Consider the following 16,440-nt stretch of genomic DNA (forward strand, 5'->3'; position numbering starts at 1 on the left):
TTTTATTCATGTTATAATGTTAAATAATTTCACAAAAACCAAGAAGGTGAACCCGTTGAAAATAGGTGTTATAGGCGCTACTGGTTATGGAGGCGCCGAACTTGTCAGGATTCTTAACCATCACCCTTATGCAGAGGATTGTATATTGTATTCATCGAGTGACGAAGGAAAAGAATATGCCGCTTCATATCCGCATTTGAGGAATATAGCGTCACAATCACTTCAGCCGCTTCATATAGAAACGATCCGAAACGAAATTGATGTCATGTTCATAGCCGCGCCGCCCGGCGTCTCCGGAGAGTGGTCGCCCAAGCTGGCGGAGGCGGGCATCCCGGTCATTGATCTATCCGGCGATCTGCGGATTCAAAACCCGGCCGTGTATGAAAAGTGGTATAAGCGGGAGGCCGCTCCGAAAGGAACGATTCAAAGCGCGGTTTACGGTTTAGCTGAACTGCAAAAAGAAGAGATTCAGACTGCAAAGCTGATTGCCAATCCGGGATGTTTTCCGACGGCTGTGCTGCTCGGGCTCGCCCCGCTGGCGAAGAATAAGCTTTTACAAGATTCATTTCTGATTGTTGATGCGAAAACAGGCGTATCCGGCGCCGGCCGAAAAGCATCCATGGGCACTCATTATTCTGAGCTGAATGATAATTTCAAAATTTATAAGGTTAATGAGCATCAGCATACTCCGGAAATTGAACAGCAATTAGCGGCTTGGCAGCCCGGCACAGGCCCGATCACGTTTTCCGCTCATTTGGCGCCGATGACAAGGGGCATTATGGCGACGATGTATACGGAGGCTCCCCCGGGTATGTCTGCTGCACAGGTAAGAGAATTGTATTCCGAATTCTACAAAGATTCATATTTTGTCAGAATCAGGCCGGAAGGTGAATTTCCGGCGACGAAAGAGGTATACGGCAGCAATTTTTGTGATATCAGTGTCACCGTGGATGAAAGAACAAACCGTGCCACCATCGTTTCTGTCATAGATAATCTGATGAAAGGCGCCGCAGGGCAGGCGGTTCAAAATTTAAATATCATGAATGGCTGGCAGGAAGAAACGGGACTTACGATGACGCCAGTCTATCCATAGAACGAAAGAGGGATTCAAAAATATGATTCAGCTGAGTGAGGAAATCACGAAAATAAAAGGCGGCGTATCCTCGCCGAAAGGGTTTGAGGCAAAGGGCGTGCACTGCGGTCTGCGCTATTCAAAAAAAGATCTCGGAGCGATTATCAGTGAAGCGCCTGCAGTCAGTGCAGCGGTATATACGCAGAGCCATTTTCAGGCAGCGCCGCTGAAAGTGACACAAGCCAGCTTGAAAAAAGAGGGTGTGCTTCAGGCGGTTATCGTCAACAGCGCGATTGCCAACGCCTGTACGGGAGACCAAGGATTAAAGGACGCCTATGAAATGCGGGACGGATTCGCGAGCCAGCTCGGCATTGAGCCGGAGCTTGTTGCGGTTTCGTCAACCGGGGTGATCGGCGAGCTTTTAGATATGAAAAAAATTCAAGCGGGCATTGAACAGCTCGGTCAAGCGCCGTCCGTGTCCGGAGCATTTGAAGAAGCCATTTTGACGACGGATACAGTGACGAAACAGACGTGTTATGAACTGGTGATCGGCGGAGACATCATCACGATCGGCGGAGCGGCGAAAGGCTCCGGCATGATCCACCCCAACATGGCGACAATGCTCGGCTTTGTCACAACGGACGCGGCCGTGGAAGAACAGGCGCTCAAAAACGCGCTCAGAGAGATTACGGATGTTTCATTTAACCAAATCACCGTTGACGGAGAAACATCGACGAATGACATGGTGCTTGTGATGGCGAACGGCTGCGCGGGGAATGATTGCCTGACGGAGCAGCATCCTGACTGGCCGGCTTTTAAAAAGGGATTAAAGCTTGTATGCGAAGACCTTGCCAAAGATATTGCCAGAGACGGTGAAGGAGCGACGAAATTAATTGAAGCCAGAGTCGAAGGCGCGAAAAATAACCTTGAGGCGAATATTATCGCCAAAAAAATCGTCGGCTCAAGCCTTGTGAAGACCGCCGTTTACGGCACAGACGCCAATTGGGGGCGCATCATCGGCGCAATCGGGCACAGTGCGGCAAGCGTAACGGCCGAACAAGTGGAAGTTTTTCTCGGCGGCCAGTGTCTGTTTAAAAACAACGAACCTCAGCCGTTTTCGGAAACTGATGCCAAGGAGTACTTATCAGGTGATGAGATTACGATTGCAGTCCGCCTGCAGGAAGGCTCCGGCAGCGGCCGGGCATGGGGCTGTGACTTAACCTATGATTATATCAAAATCAATGCGAGCTATCGCACATAACAAAGGGGAGCGGCATGAAGAAAACCATCGTTTTTAAGTGCGGCGGAAGCGTGATCCGCGAGTTATCCGCCGATTTTTTTCAAAATGTAAAAGAGCTTATGCAAGCGGGCTGGACCATTGCCGTCGTGCATGGAGGCGGCCCGGACATTTCAAGAATGCTGAAAACATTGCAGATTGAAACGGAATTTGTCGATGGACAGCGGAAAACGACCAAACCGGTGCTGGAAACAGCGGAAATGGTCTTGTCAGGGACGATCAATAAATTTTTCGTAACCGAACTCGCGAAAAACGGGCTGAAAGCCGCGGGAATATCAGGAAAGGACGGCGGTCTCCTTCAAGCATCTTACCTTAATCAAGACAAATACGGAGAAGTCGGCGAAATACAAAATACAGATCCATTAATCATCCAAGCGTTAATGAAAGAAGGCATCATTCCCGTTATCGCTCCGCTTTCCATGACAAGTAATTTCGAAACGCTGAACGTCAACGCAGACGCCGCGGCATCGGCCGTCGCTTCAGCCTTACACGCCGACAAACTTTTATTTGTCACGGATGTCGAAGGAATTATGGACGGAGAGAACAGGCTGGATACTTTGACGCCGCAAGAGATTCAGGCCCTCATTGATGGCGGCGTGATTTCAGGAGGGATGATTCCGAAGGTAAACTCGGCATTATCGGCACTGAGTGAAGATGTCGAGGAAGTGATGATCGTAAACGGAAAAGGAGCGTTTTTCACCGATCAAGCCTTCCAAGGAACAAAAATCGTCAAAGAAAAGGAGAGCGTGTCATGAGCAGTCTATTTCAAACCTACAGCCGCTGGCCCATCGATATCAAAAAAGCGAAAGGGACAATCGCAGAGGATGAAAACGGAAAAACGTATCTTGATTTTATTCAGGGCATCGCCGTTTCCAATCTCGGCCATTGTCATGATGCGGTGACAGAAGCGGTGAAAGAACAGCTTGACAGCGTATGGCACGTTTCCAATCTGTTTGAAAATGATCTTCAGGAAAAAGCCGCGGCAAAGCTTGCCGAACATAGCGCGGGGGATCTCGTTTTCTTCTGCAACAGCGGGGCCGAAGCGAATGAAGGCGCCATTAAGCTTGCCCGTAAAGCAACGGGAAAGACAAAAATCGTAACATTTCATCAATCCTTTCACGGACGGACCTATGCGGGGATGGCCGCCACCGGACAAGACAAAATCAAGATCGGTTTCGGACCGATGCTTCAAGGCTTTCACTATCTTCCGTTTAATGATCCGTCGGCATTCAGCACGCTTTCAAAAGAGGATGATATCGCCGCCGTCATGCTTGAGACGGTGCAGGGAGAAGGGGGAGTCAATCCCGCCGATCCGGAATTCATCGAAGCCTTACAGACATTTTGCAAAGACAAACAGGCGCTGCTTATCGCAGACGAGATTCAAACCGGAATCGGCCGGACGGGCAAGGCATTCGGCTATGAGCATTTCGGTATCTCTCCGGACATCATCACTGCTGCGAAAGGGCTTGGAAACGGTTTTCCCGTCGGAGCCGTGATCGGCAAAAAGAAGCTTGGAGACGCCTTTACGCCGGGTACGCATGGTACGACTTTCGGCGGCAATAAGCTTGCCATGGCAGCTGTGAAAGCAACCTTGGACATTGTGTTTCAGCCGGACTTTCTCCAGGCGGCGGCAGACAAAGGATCATTTTTAAAAGCGCAGCTGAACCGTGAACTGACAGGGCCTTTTGTAAAAGAAATCCGCGGAAAAGGGTTATTAATCGGCATTGAATGCGCAGGTCACGTGTCCGGCATCATCGGAGATCTGCAGGAACGCGGGCTTCTCGTGCTTCCGGCCGGACCGAATGTCATCAGGCTGCTGCCGCCGCTTACAGTTTCTGAAGAAGAAATGCTGTCGGCCGTCAGTATGCTGAAAGCAGCGATCGAAGCGCATTCGGCAGTGAAACGGTAATTTTTTTTTCGATATAAGAGTATAAAAATTCATATTTTTAATTAATTATTCATCAAGAGGTGGGCTTTAGATGAAAGGCTATTTAGTATTGGAAGACGGAACATCATTCGGCGGTGAACTTGAAAAAGAGGCCCGCTGTGTTGGCGAAGCGGTTTTTTTCACCGGAATGACGGGTTATCAGGAAGTGCTTACAGACCCGTCATATAAGGGCCAGATCATCGTCTTTACGTATCCGCTGATCGGAAACTACGGAATTAATGAAAAAGACCTTGAAAGTAAGATTCCTCAAGTCAAGGCTGTTGCCGTCTATGAAGCGTGTGAACATTTTTCTCACCATGAAGCAGTTTCAAGCTTGAGAGAGTATTTAAATAAATGGAACATCCCGCTCTTAACCGAAGTGGACACACGGGCCGTCGTCAAAACCATCCGCTCCGGCGGCACGATGAACGCTGCCGTGTCAACAACAGGAGAGATTCCCGCAGCATCCGGAACAGAAAACCCGGCGGAGCTGGCGCAGTCTGAAGACATCACGTCAATGGGGAACGGAGACCGGCATATTGCGCTGATTGATTTCGGTTATAAAAAATCAATCGCCTCGTCACTTGTAAAGCGCGGCTGTAAAGTAACGGTCATTCCGTATCAGCAGATGAACGCTGTTTATGACATTCAGCCTGACGGAATCGTGCTTTCAAACGGCCCGGGCGACCCGAAAGCGATTGCGCCGTACATGAACCGGATTACATCATTACTCAGTGATTTCCCCGCACTCGGCATTTGCCTCGGGCATCAGCTGATTGCCCTGGCTTTCGGAGGAAATACGTATAAGCTGCCGTTCGGCCACAGGGGTGCCAACCATCCCGTCATTGACCGGAAAACGAAACGGGTGTTTATGACAAGCCAGAACCACAGCTATGTCGTCGATGAAGCATCAATTGACGAAAACGAGCTGTCCATTAGATTTCACCATGTCAATGACACATCGGTGGAAGGGCTCATTCATAAGCGCCTTCCCGTATTAAGCGTCCAGTTCCACCCTGAAGCTCATCCCGGACCGGCTGAGAGCGAGTGGATATTTGATGAATTTCTAGAGAAAGTGATACCAGCAAGGAGAGAAATTGCTCATGCCTAAAGATACAACCATTTCCAGCATATTAGTCATCGGCTCCGGCCCCATCATCATCGGCCAGGCGGCAGAATTTGATTATTCAGGAACGCAGGGCTGCATGGCTCTGAAAGAAGAAGGATACCGCGTTATTCTAGTCAACAACAACCCGGCAACGATTATGACGGATGAGGCGTTTGCCGATGAAATATATTTTGAACCGCTCACAACCGACAGCATCGAGGCCATTATTGAAAAAGAAAAACCGGACGGTCTGCTTGCCAATTTGGGCGGCCAGACGGCATTGAATTTAGCCGTTAAGCTTGAAGAAGCAGGCGTGCTGAAGAAGCATCACGTCAAGCTCTTGGGAACATCGGTGGAAACCATTCAAAAAGGCGAAGACCGGGAGCAGTTCCGCGCCCTGATGAAAGAGCTCGATCAGCCCGTTCCGGAAAGCGAAATCGTCGACAACGAAGAAGACGCCCTCCGTTTCGCTGAGTCTATCGGATTTCCGGTCATTCTGAGACCGGCGTACACGTTAGGCGGAAAGGGAGGCGGAATCGCGAAAACGAAAGAAGCGTTTCAGACGCTTATTAAACAGGCGCTGTTAGCAAGCCCGATCAGCCAATGCCTCGTCGAAAAAAGCATCGCCGGTTTTAAAGAAATCGAATATGAGGTCATGCGCGACAGCAATCATACATGCATCACCGTCTGCAATATGGAAAACATCGATCCCGTCGGCGTGCATACAGGAGACTCCATCGTCGTCGCACCGTCCCAGACGTTAACGGATGAAGAATATCAGATGCTGCGTTCAGCAAGCCTGGCGATTATTTCGGCGCTGGATGTGGTCGGCGGCTGCAACATTCAATTTGCGCTGGATCCGTTCAGCAAACAGTACTATGTCATTGAAGTGAACCCGCGTGTCAGCCGTTCATCGGCCCTCGCGTCAAAAGCGACCGGCTACCCGATTGCCAAAATGGCGGCGAAACTTGCCGTCGGCTATACGCTCGACGAACTGAAAAATCCGCTGACGGGCTCTACTTATGCAAGCTTTGAACCGGCGCTTGATTATGTCATCGTCAAATTCCCGCGCTGGCCGTTTGATAAATTTAAACATGCCGACCGCACGCTCGGAACGAAGATGAAAGCGACGGGAGAGGTCATGGCGATCGAAAGAAATATGGAAGCGGCCATTCAAAAAGCGGCGGCCTCCCTTGAGCTGAAAACGATCGGCACCCGCCTGCCTGAACTCGGCGGCTGTACGATCAATCAGCTGTGGGAATTAGCGGTAACGCCGGATGACCGGAGATTTTTCGTCGTCATGGAACTGTTAAGCCGCGGTGAAACGATAGAAGACATCCATGCCAAAACGAAAATTGACCCGTTTTTTCTCCATGTATTCCGAAATATCATCACATTGGAAAACAAGCTGATGGAAGAAGGGGATCATCTGTCTGTCCCGCTTTTAAAGCAGGCGAAGGTAAAGGGCTTCACGGATGTCATGATCGCATCTCTCACGGGAAAAACGGAAGAAGACATCCGTGCTCTCAGAAAGAAAACAGGCATCGTCCCGTCGTTTAAAATCGTAGATACATGCGCCGCTGAATTTGATGCCAAGACGAATTATTTCTACTCCACCTACCTCGGGGAAAGCGACGGAGATATCAGCCGAAAAGAGAAAAAACGCGCCCTCATCATCGGCTCCGGCCCGATCCGCATCGGTCAGGGAGTGGAATTTGATTACAGCGCCGTCCACGGCGTTCTGACCCTGCAAAAGCTGGGGTATGAAACGATTATGATCAATAACAATCCGGAAACAGTAAGCACGGATTATGAAATCGCCGACCGGCTTTATTTTGAACCGCTGACGACAGAACATATTTTGAACGTGGCGGAACATGAAAACATTGATTTTGCCATCGTCCAATTTGGGGGACAGACCGCGATCAATGCCGCTGAACCGCTGGAAAAAGCGGGCATTCCGCTGCTCGGAACATCCTTTGAAACCCTTGATGCGCTGGAGGATCGGGATCTGTTTTATCAGCTGCTTGATGATCTTGACCTGAAACATGCCAAAGGCGAAACCGCTTATTCAAAAGAAGAAGCAACGGAAAAAGCAAGCCGAATCGGCTACCCCGTGCTGATCCGTCCGTCTTATGTCATCGGTGGGATGGGCATGATCATCGTTGATTCAGAAGCGCAAATGTCAGAACTGCTGGAAAATGAAGCGGGCATGCCGTATCCGATTTTGATCGATCAGTACATTACAGGAAAAGAATTGGAGATCGATCTGATTTCCGACGGACATGAAGTATTCGTGCCGACTTATACAGAGCACATTGAACGCGCCGGCGTCCATTCGGGCGACAGTTTTGCGATTCTTCCGGGTCCGTCTGTCACACCTGATATGCAGCGTAATATAAAAGAGGCCGCCGAAAAAATCGCGGTAAAACTGGCTTTTAAAGGCATCATGAACATTCAGTTTGTCATTGATGACAAAGGAGATATTCTCGTTCTTGAAGTGAACCCGCGGGCAAGCCGCACGGTTCCTGTCGTGTCTAAGGTGATGGGGGTGCCGATGATCCCGCTTGCCGCCAGATTGCTGGCCGGCGCTTCCCTTAAAGACATCAAGCCCGAGGTTCAAAATCATCACGGAACGGCAGTGAAATTCCCGGTTTTTTCTTCGCACGCCATTCAGGATGTGGACGTAAAGCCCGGGCCGGAAATGAAGTCGACCGGAGAAGGCATGTGTGTCGCGTTTGACGCAGAAAGCGCCCTGAAAAAAATCTATGCGCACGTCTGGGAGAAAAAAGGCAGCATCTATCTGGAAGGCTGTCATGCGGAATTGGAACGTCAGGCTCAAGAGGCGGGATTTACGGTATGCAAAGATGCGTTCCCGGCATGGGCAGAGCGAAAGGATAAAGCGGTCCATATCAATTTCAATCACTCTGAAGAAGCGCGTAAACAACGGATCGAAGCCATGACGCACGGTGTGACGGTCTTTACTGAACCGGAAACCGTAAAAGCATTTTTAGCAAGCGGCTCGGGCAAACCTCAGCCTGTATCGCTCAAAGATCTTTATCAAAAGGAAGTGGCATCATGCACACAATAAAAGCGGAACACACATTAACCCATTTGTACGGCAAAGATTTTCTTTCCTTAAAAGATGTCAGCCCGTCAGACATCAATGCGCTTCTGACAGAAGCTTCATTATTAAAACAACATCCGATACAGCCGATCTTCCAAGGGAAAACATTGGCGATGATTTTTGAAAAATCTTCAACCCGCACGCGTGTGTCTTTTGAAGCGGGAATGGCCCAGCTCGGGGGAACGGGACTATTTCTTTCAAGCAGCGACCTGCAGCTTGGGCGGGGGGAGACGATCGCGGATACGGCGAAGGTGCTGTCCGGCTTCGTTGATGCCATTATGATCCGCACCTTTGAACATGAAAAAGTCGAAGAGCTTGCCGAGCATGCAGACATTCCCGTCATAAACGGGCTGACCGACCGGTATCACCCGTGTCAGGCACTCGCGGATCTGTTAACGATACAAGAAATAAAAGGAAAATTAAAAGGAGTAAAAGCCGCCTATATCGGTGACGGAAATAATGTGGCGCATTCACTTATGATCGGCTGCGCAAAAATGGGCTGTGACATTGCGATTGCTTCGCCGAAAGGCTATGAAGTAGAGGAAGAGGCGGTGAATGCCGCGAGAGAAGCGGCGGCTGTTTCCGGAGCGAAAATCACCCTTACCGAAAATCCGCAGGAAGCGGTGCAGGATGCAGACGTGATTTACTCCGACGTCTTCACGAGCATGGGGCAGGAGGAAGAGACGCAGCAGCGGCTGAATGTGTTTGCCCCGTATCAAGTCAACGCCTCACTCGTCAGTCTCGCCAAACCTGACTATACATTTTTGCATTGCCTGCCCGCGCATCGGGAGGAAGAGGTCACGTCCGAGATTATCGACGGCCCGAACTCTGCGGTATTCCAGCAGGCGGAAAACCGGCTTCACGCGCAAAAAGCGCTCCTGAAAGCTCTTCTTTACAAACAGGATGAACAAAAAAACCGCTGAATCTCATTCAGCGGTTTTTGATATTTCTCCGCATACAAGCGCATACTACATAAAAAAGAAAAAGGAGGAAATGACGTGGGACAGCAGCATCAATTCCGCCCGGGACAAAAAGCGCCGAATAACGGTGTGTACGTTGAAATCGGCGAAACGGGAAGCATGGTTAAAAATCCGCAGAAAATCAAGCTCACAGTGGGAGAAATGTTCCCTGAAACTTCAAACCACAACAGATTGTGGACGTATCAACGAAAACCGTGAACACAAAAAAACCTGCTGAATAGCAGGTTTTTTTATTTAATGCTGGCTTGCATCCTGTTTGACAGGCATGATCTCCGCAAGAACAAAGACAAGCACTGCAATAACTACGGCAATAACGGATGATTGCTTGAAATTGTACGCCGCGCTGTTCATGGAGGCGACCAAATAACAGGCCATATGTGTTAAAAGGAACGTCCAAATAAAACCGATAATAAACCGCACGTTTCCACCTCGTCCTTCATTTTATTCTACATTGTATCATACCATACATAAAGCGCGGGCGGAAGGTCATTTTCTCATCAAAAAGCGCGCCTGAACCTGACATGTGCCCGCCTGTCAGGCCGTCTGACGGAAAATTCGGTTCCCGTGCTCGGGATAATAGCCAAAACATAGCAGCAAATAGGAGTTTATCCGATCCGTTTTCATTCTTCTTACATATGATAGCCAATAGAGAGATTAGGAGTAAAAGGAGGCGGGCAGACATGGGGATAACGGAAAGATTCTTCCAATTCGGATCTGAGCTGAACGTCATCCATCTGCCGTATCGGCCGAACGGCTTCTGTATCTTTATTCTGGGGGACAGAACCCACTTTGTCAGCCGGGACTCAAGCTTTTGGCTCGAACATGAAGGGAGAAACCAGCTGTTAAATACGATGCTTGACAGAGGGTACACCATTTTCAACAGCAATTTATACGGACGGCATTGGGGTTCGGAAAAAGCCGTCCTTTACGCCAGACAGCTGATTCATTATGTGCTGAAACAAGAAACCCTCAATCCGAAAATACACTTGCTCGCAGAAGGCATGGGCGCCCTCATCGCCGATCAATGCTGCAGTCTTCACCGGAGCATATCCGTTCAGCCGCAATGTTAGATCCTTGTCTTGATCTTCAAGCCCATTTTGAATCAGAGAAAGAAAATAAGTTTTTTTATAAGCAGTTTCTGAGGGAAACGGCACAAAGCTTCGGTGTTTCTGAAAAAGAGGCAAGCTCACTGAGCTATCAGACCATTACCGGCTGCCGCACCCGCGCGCCGGTACATATATGGCAAAGAACGACCGGAGCGCCGTACCCGTACACCCTGCATGCGAACGCGTATAAAGAAGCCCGGGAAAAGACCGGAAGCAAGACTGATATCACGTATCACCTGCTTGAGAACCCTGCGCGTATGTACAGAGCCATCTGCCGGTTTTTCCGCAGTCATGAAAAAGACCTGTAATGAATAGAATACAACAGCCATCTCTTTTCAGAGGGCTGTTTGGCTTGTGTGCGAATGAATAACCGGAAAGGCGGCAGATGTGATGAAGACAGCGCTGATCATTGGAGCAGATGAATTTCTCGGCCTTTCATTGTGCGAACGGTTGATGGATGAGGGTGTGCATGTTGATGTCATTTTGGCAGAACCGGAGGACAAAACGAGGCAGCTGTATTTAGAAGAACGTTTAATGTGGCTCGCGAGAAACGGGCTTTTTCAAATAATAGATGAAATCGGTGAAAAGGAATACGATCGTATCTGCGTTCAATACGGGAGCGGGTGTCTGCCTGAAGAAAGGGCTGAGCCTTTATATTGGATTGTTTACAGTGAGGATCATGGAGACTGGGAAAAAAACGGTCAGCGGGATACGGCAAAAGCGATTATCCTTCCTCCCCTTTACGGTCCGTGGACGGAAGCAAAAGAAGATGGCGAAAGCAGGATCTTTTTAGAAGACGCAGTCTGCGGGCTGATGAATCAGCTTGAGGCTGACGGTACAGAAGACGAAAATCAGATTATTACCCTGGAAATAAAAGAAAAAACACAAAAAACGGAAGCGGAAGAAAAAATTAAAGAGTGGAAAAGACAATTTTCATCAATATTCGACATTTTTTAAGAAATACCTTCCATGTTATGTGCATTACCGCTACAATAAACGTATATCAATTTATACATGTTATGAGTTTGAAAAGGGGTTGAACATGGCTTGATCACCAGGCTTGTCATGACCTTTTCTGTCCTCCTTTTATTGAGCGGATGCGCACAAACTCCGTTTAAAGGAAAAATTGAGAAGGTCGGAATGCTTTTTCCCGATACCATCAGTGACTTGGTATGGGGCACAAAAGGTTACAAAGGTTTATTAGCGATACAATCTGAATTTAACGTTGACGTTTATTATAAAGAAAATATCAGATCCGATGAAGATATTTTAAAAGCGATAGATGATTTTCATAAAAAAGGAGTCAATCTTTTATACGGGCACGGAAATGAATACGAGGAAATTTTCAATATGATCAGCAAGGATTATCCCGACATGGAATTCGTCGTCGCAAACGGAACGGCGAAAAGCGATAATGTCACAAGCGTTCACCTGATGGGAGAAGCAATGGGCTTTTTCGGGGGAATGACGGCCGCCCATATGTCAAAAACCAATGAGGTAGGTGTCATCGCCTCCTTTCTGTGGCAGCCTGAAGTAGACGGCTTTATCAAAGGGGCGAAATATGAAAAGCCCGATATCACCGTCAATACTGAATTTACGGACCACTGGGATAACGGCAATGAAGCGCTGCATCTTTACGAGAAGTTAAAAGCGGAAGGCACGGATGTTGTATATCCGGCCGGAGACGGGTATAATGTTCCTGTCATTCAGCAAATCAAAAAAGACGGGCTTTACGCCATCGGCTATGTCGCCGAGCAATCGAATCTCGGCAAAAACACGGTGCTGACAAGCACGGTGCAAAACGTAGATAAAGCCTATACATTAATTGCCGAGCAATATAATAAAGGTACGCTCAAGAGCGGAGATCACAACTTTGATTTCAGGGAAGGAGTCGTTGAAATGGGGACGTTCAGCCCTCTGGTGGACAAAGCATTTCAAGACAAAATCTCAGACCTTGTCAAAACGTATAACAGAACAAATGAACTGCCGTCAAATGAATAGAGGTGGATATACATGCAGCATGAAAAGTCTCTTGAATTTATGCAGATCGCGATGAAATACCTGCCGGAAGCAAAGGCGGAGCTTGAGAAATCCGGCATAGATCTGTCTATGGAAATAATTCAGCCGTTTATGGACCTGTTTACATCGGTCATGGCGGAAGCGTATGAGCTTGGCAGATCTGATGCCGGGGAGCTGAATAAATAAAGAGAGCCACTTTTCATGAAGTGGCTTTTCACATGATTTTTTTCTTTATAGCGGACACCATCGGCGCGAAGTCTTTAAATACGGGCTTTAATTGATCCAGAGAGTTCATGATGGACCCCAGCTGATTCATCACGTGGTTGTAATCGATCTCTTCTTCGTTTTCAGCCTGAGGCTGCTCCGGGTTTTCTTCCGGTTCTTTATCCCGGTCTCTGGAATCGCCGAACATCATTTTGGAGAAAATATCCATAGTGAAGCCTCCTTTCGTCTTCCTTTTATTCTATGAGGAGAAGCGTCCGATAGTTTAGACGAATATATTGCCAACAGAAAAAAAATAGGGTAGAATTAGTACCTGATACTAATAATTGATCATAACTAATTAGTTTTAAATTCATTATAAAAAAGGAGTCTTTCCAATGAAAGCTGGAATTCTTGGCGTCGGCCGTTACATCCCGGAAAAAGTGCTGACAAATCATGATCTTGAACAAATGGTAGATACATCGGACGAGTGGATTCGTACGAGAACAGGTATAGAAGAAAGAAGAATCGCCGCGGAAGATATGTATTCATCCGGCATGGCCGCTGAGGCTGCGCAAAAAGCGCTTGATCAGGCCGGTATTTCTGCTGAGGAGCTTGATATGATCCTCGTGGCGACGGTTACTCCTGACCAGTCCTTCCCTACCGTTTCCTGTATGATACAAGAGAAGCTCGGGGCCAAAAAAGCGTGCGCGATGGATATCAGCGCCGCATGTGCGGGTTTTATGTACGGTATCGTAACCGCCAAACAATTCATTGAATCGCAAACATACAAACATGTCCTCGTGGTCGGCGTGGAAAAGCTCTCAAGCATTACCGACTGGGACGACCGCAATACGGCTGTGCTGTTCGGAGACGGAGCCGGAGCGGCGGTCATCGGACCGGTCAGCGACGACAGAGGCATACTGTCATTTGAGCTCGGAGCAGACGGTACAGGCGGTCAGCACTTGTACTTAGATGAAAAAGGGCATACAATCATGCATGGAAGAGAAGTATTCAAATTCGCCGTCCGGCAAATGGGTGAATCGAGTGTAAATGTCATTGAAAAAGCCGGCCTCTCCAAAGAGGACGTAGACTTTTTGATTCCGCATCAGGCAAACATCCGCATCATGGAAGCGGCACGGGAACGTTTGGAGCTTCCGGTTGAAAAGATGTCTAAAACAGTCCATAAATATGGAAACACATCCGCAGCATCCATTCCGATTTCATTAGTAGAGGAACTGGAAGCAGGCAAAATTAAAGACGGCGACGTCATCGTCATGGTCGGTTTCGGCGGAGGATTGACATGGGGCGCCATAGCAATACGCTGGGGACGATAAAAAAAGGTGAGGTGCACACAAGATGAGTAAAAAAAGAGTAGTCGTTACAGGGCTTGGAGCCCTGTCTCCGCTTGGCAACGACGCCGAAACAAGCTGGAAAAATGCAATCGGCGGCGTATCCGGAATCGGACCGATCACACGTGTGGAATCGGACGAGTATCCGGCGAAAGTAGCTGCTGAACTGAAAGATTTCAATATTGAAAATTACATGGATAAAAAAGAAGCGCGAAAAATGGACCGCTTCACGCAATACGCTGTCGTAGCCGCGAAAATGGCCGTTCAAGATGCCGGTCTGAACATCACAGACGAGATCGCGCCGAGAGTCGGCGTTTGGGTCGGGTCCGGAATCGGCGGTCTTGAAACGCTTGAATCCCAATTCGAAATCTTCCTGACTAAAGGACCGAGAAGGGTCAGCCCGTTCTTTGTTCCGATGATGATTCCGGATATGGCGACAGGCCAAATCTCAATCGCTCTCGGAGCAAAAGGAGTCAACTCCTGTACGGTGACGGCATGTGCGACGGGAACGAACTCTATCGGTGACGCGTTTAAAGTCATTCAGCGCGGCGATGCCGATGCGATGATTACGGGCGGAACGGAAGCGCCGCTGACAAGAATGTCATTTGCGGGCTTCAGTGCAAACAAAGCCCTTTCTACAAATCCTGATCCGAAAACGGCAAGCCGCCCGTTTGATAAAAACCGTGACGGCTTTGTCATGGGAGAAGGCGCGGGGATCGTCGTGCTTGAAGAGCTTGAGCACGCGCTTGCCCGCGGTGCGAAAATCTACGGGGAAATTGTCGGCTACGGCTCAACGGGTGACGCCTACCACATTACCGCGCCTGCCCAAGACGGGGAAGGCGGTGCGAGAGCGATGCAGGAAGCAATCAAAGATGCGGGCATCAAGCCTGAAGAAATTGATTACATCAACGCTCACGGCACAAGCACGTACTACAATGATAAATACGAGACAAAAGCCATTAAGACCGTTTTCGGTGATCATGCGTACAAGCTTGCCGTCAGTTCGACAAAATCAATGACGGGTCATTTGTTAGGCGCTGCCGGAGGAATTGAAGCAATCTTCTCCGTCATGGCCATTAAAGACAGCATTATCCCGCCGACGATTAACATCGAAACACCTGATGAAGAGTGTGATTTAGATTATGTACCGGACAAAGCGCGCGAGCAGGATGTCAACGTCGTTCTCAGCAACTCGCTCGGCTTCGGCGGACATAATGCCACTTTGATCTTTAAAAAATATCAATAATACAGTTTTTGACCGGCTGCCTGAAAAAGGTGGCCGGTTTTTTTGTGCGTGCATATGATAACAACAAGAGGAGGCGAACGGTATGAGCGTCAAGCAGACATATCAATGGATGGAAAAGGCGGCATCCGTAAATGATCTGGCCCAGCATCTTTTGCCGCTTTTTTCAGGGGCCGATAAGAAAGAGTGGAAGCCGATACTCGGGATGCTGCAAAACCACGGCATGTTCCGCCATCTGAAGGACGGCGTTAGGACCAGTAAACGGCTGAAAGAAAAAGGATGCTACAGCCATATTCAAAAGGAGGAAGCCTATTTAAAGGAGAAGTGGAACGGGCCGGACGTGCCGATCGTAGTTTTGCCCGTCGATGAACGAAACCGGAAAATCCGTCAGCAATTCGGATCAAAATCCGGTCTGGCCTTTCGGGACAAAATGTTCCTCTTTCTATCGTCGGATAGTTCCAATTCAGCTGTATCCGCCCTTATGACACATGAATATAATCACGTCTGCCGGTTAGAACATGTGACAAAGGACGAAAAAGATGAGACATTTCTTGATACAATCATGATGGAGGGGCTGGCAGAATATGCTGTATATGAGCGGTTCGGCTCAAGTCTTACGGCGGAATGGACGTCCTACTATACGCCTGAGCAGCTTGATTTTCTGTTTGAAAAAAGAGTCAAGCCGAACCTCCGCTTAACGAGAGACAGCAGAATGTTTTCCCAGCTGTTATACGGAAAAGGATACTTCCCCTCAATGCTCGGCTATGCCGTCGGATTCAATATAGTAAAAAAATATTTAACCGACCATCAAAAAACAGTAAAAGAAGCATTGGCCATCCCTTCAAAAACCTTTCTGGAGGCAACCCTTTAATAGATTAAAAGAATGGAAATTATTTAAGGATATTACATTTATCCTAAAAAATTCTTGCTTTTGTAATAATGATGTAATAATATACAACTATAAAATTTTTCGACTATTCTATATTTTGTGATAGCGAAACGTATGTT

16 protein-coding genes and 1 pseudogene are annotated in these 16,440 nt (G+C 48.3%); 15 read left to right on the forward strand and 2 right to left on the reverse strand.

Annotated elements, in window-relative coordinates:
* Window positions 1-55 precede the first annotated feature (55 nt).
* The 8 genes from argC to NYE50_RS06355 all read left to right on the forward strand — a co-directional run bounded on the left by argC (window position 56) and on the right by NYE50_RS06355 (window position 9,709).
* Window positions 56-1,093: an N-acetyl-gamma-glutamyl-phosphate reductase gene (gene argC, locus NYE50_RS06320; protein ID WP_071181696.1), complete on the forward strand. Its 1,038-nt coding sequence runs from the start codon at window positions 56-58 to the stop codon at window positions 1,091-1,093.
* Window positions 1,094-1,115: 22 nt separating this feature from the next.
* Window positions 1,116-2,333 carry a bifunctional ornithine acetyltransferase/N-acetylglutamate synthase gene (argJ, locus tag NYE50_RS06325; RefSeq protein ID WP_017417439.1) on the forward strand — a complete coding sequence of 406 codons (1,218 nt, stop codon included), beginning with the start codon at window positions 1,116-1,118 and terminating at the stop codon, window positions 2,331-2,333.
* Window positions 2,334-2,347: 14 nt separating this feature from the next.
* On the forward strand, window positions 2,348-3,124 hold the full coding sequence (argB, locus tag NYE50_RS06330) for an acetylglutamate kinase (RefSeq protein WP_159354002.1): 777 nt from the start codon (window positions 2,348-2,350) through the stop codon (window positions 3,122-3,124).
* Entirely contained in the window at window positions 3,121-4,278 is a 1,158-nt protein-coding gene (locus tag NYE50_RS06335; protein ID WP_159354003.1) for an acetylornithine transaminase, read from the forward strand. The genes argB and NYE50_RS06335 overlap by 4 nt, the downstream gene beginning before the upstream one ends.
* Before the next feature lie 70 nt (window positions 4,279-4,348).
* Entirely contained in the window at window positions 4,349-5,407 is a 1,059-nt protein-coding gene (locus tag NYE50_RS06340; RefSeq protein WP_012117273.1) for a carbamoyl phosphate synthase small subunit, read from the forward strand.
* Window positions 5,400-8,495, forward strand: a complete 3,096-nt coding sequence (locus NYE50_RS06345; RefSeq protein ID WP_159354004.1) for a carbamoyl phosphate synthase large subunit — start codon at window positions 5,400-5,402, stop codon at window positions 8,493-8,495. The genes NYE50_RS06340 and NYE50_RS06345 overlap by 8 nt, the downstream gene beginning before the upstream one ends.
* On the forward strand, window positions 8,483-9,454 hold the full coding sequence (gene argF / locus NYE50_RS06350) for an ornithine carbamoyltransferase (RefSeq protein WP_159354005.1): 972 nt from the start codon (window positions 8,483-8,485) through the stop codon (window positions 9,452-9,454). The genes NYE50_RS06345 and argF overlap by 13 nt, the downstream gene beginning before the upstream one ends.
* A 75-nt stretch (window positions 9,455-9,529) precedes the next feature.
* Complete coding sequence (locus NYE50_RS06355) at window positions 9,530-9,709, forward strand: YjzC family protein (protein ID WP_003155070.1); 180 nt, start codon at window positions 9,530-9,532, stop codon at window positions 9,707-9,709.
* A 36-nt stretch (window positions 9,710-9,745) separates the two neighbouring features.
* On the opposite strand, the gene NYE50_RS06360 is transcribed toward NYE50_RS06355, so the two are convergent.
* Window positions 9,746-9,931 carry a YjzD family protein gene (locus tag NYE50_RS06360; protein WP_007409129.1) on the reverse strand — a complete coding sequence of 62 codons (186 nt, stop codon included), beginning with the start codon at window positions 9,929-9,931 and terminating at the stop codon, window positions 9,746-9,748.
* 260 nt (window positions 9,932-10,191) lie between these two features.
* Between NYE50_RS06360 and NYE50_RS06365 the strand changes: the two are divergent.
* The 4 genes and pseudogenes from NYE50_RS06365 to NYE50_RS06380 all read left to right on the forward strand — a co-directional run bounded on the left by NYE50_RS06365 (window position 10,192) and on the right by NYE50_RS06380 (window position 12,822).
* Window positions 10,192-10,925, forward strand: a pseudogene (locus tag NYE50_RS06365) (hypothetical protein).
* Window positions 10,926-11,007: 82 nt separating this feature from the next.
* On the forward strand, window positions 11,008-11,574 hold the full coding sequence (locus NYE50_RS06370) for a hypothetical protein (protein WP_017417444.1): 567 nt from the start codon (window positions 11,008-11,010) through the stop codon (window positions 11,572-11,574).
* Between the two features lie 90 nt (window positions 11,575-11,664).
* The gene (locus NYE50_RS06375) at window positions 11,665-12,618 is read left to right on the forward strand and encodes a BMP family ABC transporter substrate-binding protein (RefSeq protein WP_072177123.1); all 954 of its coding nucleotides are present in this window, start codon (window positions 11,665-11,667) and stop codon (window positions 12,616-12,618) included.
* A gap of 12 nt (window positions 12,619-12,630) precedes the next feature.
* Complete coding sequence (locus NYE50_RS06380; protein ID WP_014417408.1) at window positions 12,631-12,822, forward strand: ComZ family protein; 192 nt, start codon at window positions 12,631-12,633, stop codon at window positions 12,820-12,822.
* 28 nt (window positions 12,823-12,850) lie between these two features.
* Here NYE50_RS06380 and NYE50_RS06385 read toward each other — a convergent pair whose 3' ends face one another.
* Window positions 12,851-13,069: a hypothetical protein gene (locus NYE50_RS06385; RefSeq protein WP_007409123.1), complete on the reverse strand. Its 219-nt coding sequence runs from the start codon at window positions 13,067-13,069 to the stop codon at window positions 12,851-12,853.
* Between the two features lie 166 nt (window positions 13,070-13,235).
* Here NYE50_RS06385 and NYE50_RS06390 point away from each other — a divergent pair, with 166 nt between their 5' ends.
* The 3 genes from NYE50_RS06390 (at window position 13,236) to NYE50_RS06400 (ending at window position 16,303) form a co-directional block, all read left to right on the forward strand.
* On the forward strand, window positions 13,236-14,174 hold the full coding sequence (locus NYE50_RS06390) for a beta-ketoacyl-ACP synthase III (protein ID WP_007409122.1): 939 nt from the start codon (window positions 13,236-13,238) through the stop codon (window positions 14,172-14,174).
* 22 nt (window positions 14,175-14,196) lie between these two features.
* Window positions 14,197-15,435 carry a beta-ketoacyl-ACP synthase II gene (fabF, locus tag NYE50_RS06395; RefSeq protein ID WP_021494977.1) on the forward strand — a complete coding sequence of 413 codons (1,239 nt, stop codon included), beginning with the start codon at window positions 14,197-14,199 and terminating at the stop codon, window positions 15,433-15,435.
* Between the two features lie 82 nt (window positions 15,436-15,517).
* The gene (locus NYE50_RS06400) at window positions 15,518-16,303 is read left to right on the forward strand and encodes a DUF2268 domain-containing protein (RefSeq protein WP_095060850.1); all 786 of its coding nucleotides are present in this window, start codon (window positions 15,518-15,520) and stop codon (window positions 16,301-16,303) included.
* The last annotated feature ends 137 nt before the right edge of the window (window positions 16,304-16,440 follow it).

The sequence above is a fragment of the Bacillus sp. EU55 genome, assembly GCF_038005925.1.
Classification (GTDB): domain Bacteria; phylum Bacillota; class Bacilli; order Bacillales; family Bacillaceae; genus Bacillus; species Bacillus velezensis.

Coding starts and splice junctions, on each gene's coding strand:
- argJ (WP_017417439.1), top strand. CDS start 1,116: ATGATTCAGCTGAGTGAGGAAATCACGAAAATAAAAGGCGGCGTATCC.
- NYE50_RS06390 (WP_007409122.1), top strand. CDS start 13,236: ATGAAAGCTGGAATTCTTGGCGTCGGCCGTTACATCCCGGAAAAAGTG.
- fabF (WP_021494977.1), top strand. CDS start 14,197: ATGAGTAAAAAAAGAGTAGTCGTTACAGGGCTTGGAGCCCTGTCTCCG.
- NYE50_RS06340 (WP_012117273.1), top strand. CDS start 4,349: ATGAAAGGCTATTTAGTATTGGAAGACGGAACATCATTCGGCGGTGAA.
- NYE50_RS06370 (WP_017417444.1), top strand. CDS start 11,008: ATGAAGACAGCGCTGATCATTGGAGCAGATGAATTTCTCGGCCTTTCA.
- argB (WP_159354002.1), top strand. CDS start 2,348: ATGAAGAAAACCATCGTTTTTAAGTGCGGCGGAAGCGTGATCCGCGAG.
- argF (WP_159354005.1), top strand. CDS start 8,483: ATGCACACAATAAAAGCGGAACACACATTAACCCATTTGTACGGCAAA.
- NYE50_RS06380 (WP_014417408.1), top strand. CDS start 12,631: ATGCAGCATGAAAAGTCTCTTGAATTTATGCAGATCGCGATGAAATAC.
- NYE50_RS06400 (WP_095060850.1), top strand. CDS start 15,518: ATGAGCGTCAAGCAGACATATCAATGGATGGAAAAGGCGGCATCCGTA.
- NYE50_RS06335 (WP_159354003.1), top strand. CDS start 3,121: ATGAGCAGTCTATTTCAAACCTACAGCCGCTGGCCCATCGATATCAAA.
- NYE50_RS06345 (WP_159354004.1), top strand. CDS start 5,400: ATGCCTAAAGATACAACCATTTCCAGCATATTAGTCATCGGCTCCGGC.
- NYE50_RS06385 (WP_007409123.1), bottom strand. CDS start 13,069: ATGGATATTTTCTCCAAAATGATGTTCGGCGATTCCAGAGACCGGGAT.